Annotated in this window: 7 protein-coding genes and 2 pseudogenes; 6 read left to right on the top strand and 3 right to left on the bottom strand. The window is 68.4% G+C overall.

Annotated elements, in window-relative coordinates; translation table 11 throughout:
- Positions 1-234, bottom strand: a pseudogene (locus tag L995_RS27515) (GMC family oxidoreductase N-terminal domain-containing protein); the annotation flags it as partial.
- A 157-nt stretch (positions 235-391) separates the two neighbouring features.
- On the opposite strand from L995_RS27515, the gene L995_RS27510 reads away from it, so the two are divergent.
- The 4 genes from L995_RS27510 (at position 392) to L995_RS27495 (ending at position 3,210) form a co-directional block, all read left to right on the top strand.
- Complete coding sequence (locus tag L995_RS27510) at positions 392-1,240, top strand: 3-hydroxybutyryl-CoA dehydrogenase (protein ID WP_016446551.1); 849 nt, start codon at positions 392-394, stop codon at positions 1,238-1,240.
- 98 nt (positions 1,241-1,338) lie between these two features.
- Entirely contained in the window at positions 1,339-2,154 is an 816-nt protein-coding gene (locus L995_RS27505) for a crotonase/enoyl-CoA hydratase family protein (protein ID WP_034366841.1), read from the top strand.
- A 102-nt stretch (positions 2,155-2,256) separates the two neighbouring features.
- Positions 2,257-2,727: a MarR family winged helix-turn-helix transcriptional regulator gene (locus tag L995_RS27500; RefSeq protein WP_047474528.1), complete on the top strand. Its 471-nt coding sequence runs from the start codon at positions 2,257-2,259 to the stop codon at positions 2,725-2,727.
- A gap of 66 nt (positions 2,728-2,793) precedes the next feature.
- The gene (locus tag L995_RS27495) at positions 2,794-3,210 is read left to right on the top strand and encodes an organic hydroperoxide resistance protein (protein ID WP_016451896.1); all 417 of its coding nucleotides are present in this window, start codon (positions 2,794-2,796) and stop codon (positions 3,208-3,210) included.
- On the opposite strand, the gene L995_RS27490 is transcribed toward L995_RS27495, so the two are convergent.
- Entirely contained in the window at positions 3,211-3,963 is a 753-nt protein-coding gene (locus tag L995_RS27490; protein WP_047474526.1) for a 2'-5' RNA ligase family protein, read from the bottom strand.
- 30 nt (positions 3,964-3,993) lie between these two features.
- Here L995_RS27490 and L995_RS27485 point away from each other — a divergent pair, with 30 nt between their 5' ends.
- A complete protein-coding gene (locus L995_RS27485; RefSeq protein ID WP_047474524.1) occupies positions 3,994-5,058 on the top strand; it encodes a serine/threonine protein kinase in 1,065 nt (354 codons plus the stop codon).
- A gap of 116 nt (positions 5,059-5,174) precedes the next feature.
- A complete protein-coding gene (locus L995_RS27480) occupies positions 5,175-6,125 on the top strand; it encodes a diguanylate cyclase (protein WP_016446559.1) in 951 nt (316 codons plus the stop codon).
- Between the two features lie 74 nt (positions 6,126-6,199).
- Here L995_RS27480 and L995_RS27475 read toward each other — a convergent pair.
- Positions 6,200-6,432: pseudogene (locus tag L995_RS27475) on the bottom strand (hypothetical protein); the annotation flags it as partial.

Here is a 6,432-nt window from a genome sequence, read left to right as displayed (position 1 = left end):
CCGCGTCTGGTGGCCACGCCGCCCGCCCAGGCCCGGCTGCGGCACGGTGGACAGGCCCCAGCTGTGGCGCCCGCCCTTGGCCATGGCGGCCATGCCTGCCGGACAGTGGATGAGCACGCTGGAGTCGGCCGGCCCGGCCTCCAGCAGCGCCACCTGCGTCTGCGCATCCTCGCTGAGCCGCCCGGCCAGCACCGAGCCCGCCGAGCCGCCTCCGATCACGATGTAGTCCAGCATGCCTCCCCCTCCCCTGCGGTGTAGCCATCCACTGTTGCAGTCGCCTGCGCGGCGCCGCAAGCCGGGGCAAACCCGGTGGATGCTCCGAATCCCGCTACGATCGCTGGATCGCATTCACGTTCGCATTCACTTTGTTCGTTTGAGGAGACTGACAGTCATGGCAATTCAAACCGTAGGCATCATCGGCGCAGGCACCATGGGCAACGGCATCGCGCAGGCCTGCGCGGTATCGGGCATCGACGTGGTCATGGTGGACATCTCCGATGCCGCCGTCCAGAAGGGCGTGGCCACCGTCTCGGGCAGCCTGGACCGCCTGATCAAGAAGGAAAAGCTGACCGAGGCCGACAAGGCCGCCGCCCTGGCCCGCATCAAGACATCGACCGACTACGCGGCGCTCAAGGGCGCGCAACTGGTCATCGAGGCCGCCACCGAGAACTACGAGCTCAAGGTCAAGATCCTCAAGCAGCTGGACGCCCTGCTGGATGCCGACGTCATCGTCGCCACCAACACCTCGTCCATCTCCATCACCCAGCTGGCCGCCGTGACGGGCCGTGCCGACAAGTTCATCGGCATGCACTTCTTCAACCCCGTGCCCATGATGGCGCTGGTGGAGATCATCGTCGGCCTGCAGACCAGCGACGAGACGCACGCCACGGTCAAGGAACTGTCCGAGCGCCTGGGCAAGAGCCCCATCACCGTGAAGAATGCCCCCGGCTTCGTGGTCAACCGCATCCTGGTGCCCATGATCAACGAGGCCTTCTTCGTGCTGGCCGAAGGCCTGGCATCGGCCGAGGACATCGACGCCGGCATGAAGCTGGGCTGCAACCAGCCTATCGGCCCGCTGGCCCTGGCCGACATGATCGGCCTGGACGTGTGCCTGGCCGTGATGGAGGTCTACCTCAAGGAATTCGGCGACAGCAAGTACCGTCCCTGCCCCCTGCTCAAGGAAATGGTCGCCGCCGGCCGCCTGGGCCGCAAGACGGGCCGCGGCGTGTACAGCTACTGATACACGGCCTTTGCCTGCCGGCCCGCACGGGCCGGCCGTCTTCTGCGCGACTGCGCCCTCCAGCGGCCTGCTCTAAGGTCCATGCGCAGGAGACACGCATGGACATCAACACCCCCACCCCGCCGCCCGAAGGCTGCATCAGCTGCGAAGTGCGCGGCCATGTGCTGCTGATCGGCATCAACCGCCCCGCCAAGCGCAACGGCTGGACGCCCCCCATGTTCCAGCAGCTGGCCGAGGCCTATACCCGGCTGGACGACGACCCGCAATTGCGCGTGGGCGTGCTGCATGCGTTCGGCAGCCATTTCACGGCGGGGCTGGACCTGCCGGTGATGGCGGAGTACCTGCGCTCGGGCAGGAAGGCCATCCCGCAAGGCCTGGTGGAGCCGCACGACTACGGCCTGGTCGGCTACCGGCGCCGCGCCAAGCCCATGGTGGTGGCGGTCAAGGGCATTTGCTTCACGGTGGGCATCGAGCTGATGCTGGGCGCCGACATCGTGGTCGCGGCCGATGACTGCCGCTTTTCCCAGCTGGAGGTGCAGCGCTGCATCATGCCCACGGGCGGCGCCACGCTGCGCATGGCCGAACGTGCGGGCGTGGGCAATGCCATGCTGCACCTGCTGACGGCCGACGAATTCGACAGCGCCGAGGCCTATCGCCTGAACTTCGTGCAGAAGGTGGTGCCGGCCGGCCAGGAGCTGGCCGAGGCGCTGCGCATTGCCGAGCGGATTGCAGCCCAGGCCCCGCAGGCCGTGGTGGCCACGCGGCTCAATGTGCTCAAGGCCATCGAGCTGGGCCAGGCCGCCGCCGTGGCCGACTTCATTCCCGTGCAGCAGCGCCTGGCCAGCAGCGAGGATGCGGCCGAGGGCGTGCGCTCCTTCATCGAAAAACGCCCCGCGCGCTTCACGGGCCGATAGGCCCCCTCGGTCCCTCGACCCCTGCGGATCTTCACCTTCCGATCCGAAGGGGTTTTTCAAATTAAGTTGTGCACAATTTAATTGACAGCAATAATTCAACCCATGCCCAGCAGCCACCCCCTTCCTCTCGACAGCTCCGAGCTTCTGCGCCTGGACAACCAGGTCTGCTTCGCGCTGTACTCGGCATCGCTGGCCATGACCAAGCTGTACAAGCCCCTGCTCGATGGCATCGGCCTGACCTATCCGCAGTACCTGGTGATGCTGGTGCTGTGGGAGCGCGACGGCCTGACCGTGTCCGAGATCGGCGAACAGCTGTATCTGGATTCGGGCACGCTGACCCCGTTGCTCAAGCGCCTGGAAGGCGCGGGCCTGCTGGAGCGGGTGCGCGATGCGCAGGACGAGAGGCGCGTGCGCATCACGCTCACCTCGCAAGGCCGGGCGCTGCGCGATGCGGCTGAAAAGATTCCCGCCTGCGTGCTGCAGAGCACGCAGTGCACGCTGCCCGAGTTGCAGGCGCTGACGCAGCAACTGGGCGCACTGCGCCAGCGGCTGGTGCCGCGCCGCAGCGATTGACGACCACCCGCAGACGATTTCCTCCACCCGTCCGCACGCCGGACAACTTTGCAAAAGGAAGACACCATGGCCCAGCTCGAAAAAGTCCTGTACACCGCACGTGCCCACACCACCGGCGGCCGCGACGGCGCCTCGCGCACCGATGACGGACGCCTGGATGTGACCCTGTCCTCGCCGGGCACCAGCGGCACGGGCACCAACCCCGAGCAACTGTTCGCCGCCGGCTACTCGGCCTGCTTCATCGGCGCCATCAAGGCCGTGGCCGGCAAGCAGAAGATCAGCCTGCCCCAGGACCTGGCCATCGACGCCGAAGTGGACCTGGGCACCATCCCCAACGCCTACGGCATCGCCGCGCGCCTGAAGGTCAGCCTGCCCGGCATGGACAGGGCCGCCGCCCAGGCCCTGGTGGACGCGGCCCACCAGGTCTGCCCCTACTCCAACGCCACGCGCGGCAACATCGACGTGCAGATCACCCTGGCCTGATCAGGCCCAGTCCGGCCTCTGCAGCCAGTGCAGCCTGCGGCCCAGGAGGTCGTAGCGGGCGTGGCAGGTCAACGGCCCGTGCAGCACATCGGCTGCATAGCTGACCAGCGCGATCTCGCCCACGGCGGCCTGCCAGTGCTCCTGCATTGGCAGGCCGCTCATCCATTGCAGCACCTGGTCACGGGGCCAGGCAGCGCTCCAGGCGCCCAGCGTCACATGGGGCACGTAGGGGCGCATCGCCTCGGTCAGCACCAGCCCTGGCCCTGTCTGCGCGAGTACGCCATGCAGTCCGTGCAGCGTGCAGCCGTCCGGCCTGCCGTCGCGCACCTGAAGGTAGGGCGCCAGCTCGAAACTTCCCCAGCCACCGAACTCCAGCTGCAGCGGCGCGGCCGGCAGGTGCTGCAGCGCGAGCAGGTCGCGCGACAGTTGCGCCGCGCCGTAGGCCTGCGGCAGTTGCGCACCGCCATCCAGAAAGCCCGCGGTGGCCAGGGTCACGTGCAGTTGCCGCTGGCAGTGCGGGACCAGCGCCGCGCCCAGCCAGCGGCGTGCCTGCGCACAGGCGGCTTGCACTGCGTCGCGCACAGGCGGGGCCAGCGCCTGCATCGTCACCACCCAGACCGCATAGCGGCCACGGCCGAGGTGCCAGGCGCTCCAGTCGTCGGATGGCCCGGCCGCACTGGCGATGGCATGGGATTGCAGGAAGTGGGGCAGCAGCGGCACGGCGGGCGGATCGGCGTTGTCGGGCGGACGCAAAGCTTAAGCCAGCCCGGCGACAATCGCCCCATGTCTGCCACACCATACGATCCTGATCTGAGTGCCGTCCCCGATGCCGGTTCGCACGCCTATGCCCGGCTCACGCCCGACGCCGTGCTCGACGCACTGGCCTCGGTCGGCCTGTGGGGCGATGGCCGGCTCACGGCCCTGGCCTCCTACGAAAACCGCGTCTACCAGGCCGTGCTGGAGGACGGCGAACGCGTGGTGCTGAAGTTCTACCGCCCGGGCCGCTGGAGCCGCGATCAGATCCTGGAGGAGCACGCCTTCAGCGCCGAGCTGACGGCCGCCGAAGTGCCTGCCGTGCCCCCGCTGGTGCTGGAAGGTGCCACGCTGCACAGCTATGCGGGCTTTGATTTCTCGGTCAGCCCGTGGCGCGGTGGCCGCCCGCCCGAGCTGGACGATTTCGAGGTGCTGGAGTGGACCGGGCGCTTCCTGGCCCGCATCCACACCGTGGGCGAAGCCCGCCCGTTTGTGCACCGGCCCGCGCTGGACCTGGCCACCTTCGGCCACGACTCCATGCAATGGCTGCTGGACCGGAAAATGATTCCGCTGGAGGTGGAATCCACCTGGAAAGCCGCCTGCCAGCGCGCCCTTGAGCTGATGGCACCCGCTGCCGACGGCCTGAGCGCAGCCGGCCACTTCGGCCTGCACAGCGCGCGCACGCTGCGCCTGCACGGCGACTGCCATCCCGGCAACGTGCTGTGGACGCCGCTGGACGACGAAGGCCATGGCGGCCCGCATTTCGTGGACCTGGACGATGCGCGCACGGGCCCGGCCGTGCAGGACCTGTGGATGCTGCTGTCGGGCGACCGCAGCCAGCGCACGCGCCAGCTGGGGGCCCTGCTGGATGGCTATGAGCAGTTCCGCCCCTTCGACCGCCGCGAGCTGGCCCTGATCGAGCCGCTGCGCACGCTGCGCCTCATCCACTACAGCGCCTGGCTGGCGCGACGCCAGGACGACCCGATCTTTGCCATCAACTTCCCCTGGTTCGGCACGCCCGACTACTGGCGCGGACAGGTGGACATGCTCAACGAGCAGATCGAGGCGATGCAGGAAGAGCCTCTATACGCCTGAGGCCACCGGGCCGCCTGCCTGCCGAAGACAGAGATCTTTACAAATTGTCCACACCCCCTGCGCCCTATCCAGGGCTGCGGGTTCCGGGGTATTCTCGGCCCGAAATCCCACCGGCCATGCCCTACTCCGCCTTCCCCCCTACGCTGCCCAACCCGCTACAGCCCTTGCCTGCCGGGCAGAAGGTGCTTGTGGTGGACGACGTCCCGGACAACGCCGCCATCATCTGCCAGGTGATCAAGGATCTGTGCAGCGTGCTCATGGCCCACACGGGCGAGGACGCGCTGACCCTGGCCCGCCAGTACCTGCCCGACCTCATCCTGCTGGACATCCGCATGCCCGAGATGGACGGCTTCGAGGTCTGCCGGCGCCTGAAGGCGGACCTGGAAACCGCCCACATCCCCGTCATCTTTCTCACGGCGCTGACCGAGCCCCATTGCGAGGAACTGGGACTGAACCTGGGCGCGGTGGATTTCGTGACCAAGCCCTTTCGCCCGCCCGTGCTCAAGGCGCGTGTGCGCACGCATCTGGAGATTGCACAGCAGCGCAAGATGCTGCAGCTGCTCTCGCACAGCGACGGGCTGACGGGCACGGCCAACCGGCGCTTTTTCGGCGCCCAGCTGGAGCGCGAGTTCATGCGCCTGCAGCGGCTGGGCGAGCCGCTGTCGCTGGTGATGATCGATGTGGACCACTTCAAGGCCTACAACGACCACTACGGCCATCTGGTCGGCGATGAATGCCTGAGCCAGCTGTCCCAGGCCATACAGGGCGCGCTGCACCGGCCTGGCGACCTGCTGGCGCGCTATGGCGGCGAGGAATTCGTCTGCCTGCTGCCCCATACGGCGCTGGACGGCGCGGTGCTGGTTGCGCAGGGCATCGTCGATGCGCTCAGGGCGCTGGACCTGCCTCACGCCGCCTCGCCCCTGGGCCATGCGCTGACCGTCAGCCTGGGTGTGGCCAGCATGGCGCCTTCGCCCGACAACAGCGCCGACCAATTGCTGGCCGATGCCGACCGGCGCCTGTACCTCGCCAAGAACGCGGGCCGGGACCGTATCGTCTGGGCGGGGTGAACCGAAGTACCCCCTGAGCGGCTGCGCTAGGCTGGGCCAGGCGCACCTTCCAGGGCGACGCATACGCTTAAGCGTTAGCAACGCCCGTCGACGCGGCAGGCCGGTACGACCTGACCGCTGGCGTCGCGCCATTGCAGCTGGCCGGCGGGGGTCTGGGAGGGCGCTGCAGGTGCGGGCTCCTGCGGTGTTTGGGTGGCGGAGCGCTGCGGGTCGTGCAGCAAGGTGGACGAGCCCACGCCCATACCCACCCGCGCGCCGCCCACGCCCGTGGAGGCGCCCACGCCGGCGCTGCCCAGGACCTGGCCAC

Source organism: Delftia sp. ZNC0008 (assembly GCF_000799035.1).
In the GTDB taxonomy this organism is placed as follows: domain Bacteria; phylum Pseudomonadota; class Gammaproteobacteria; order Burkholderiales; family Burkholderiaceae_C; genus Comamonas; species Comamonas tsuruhatensis.
The sequence above is the reverse complement of the archived record's forward strand: the minus strand, read 5'-3'. Positions and strand labels throughout refer to the sequence as shown.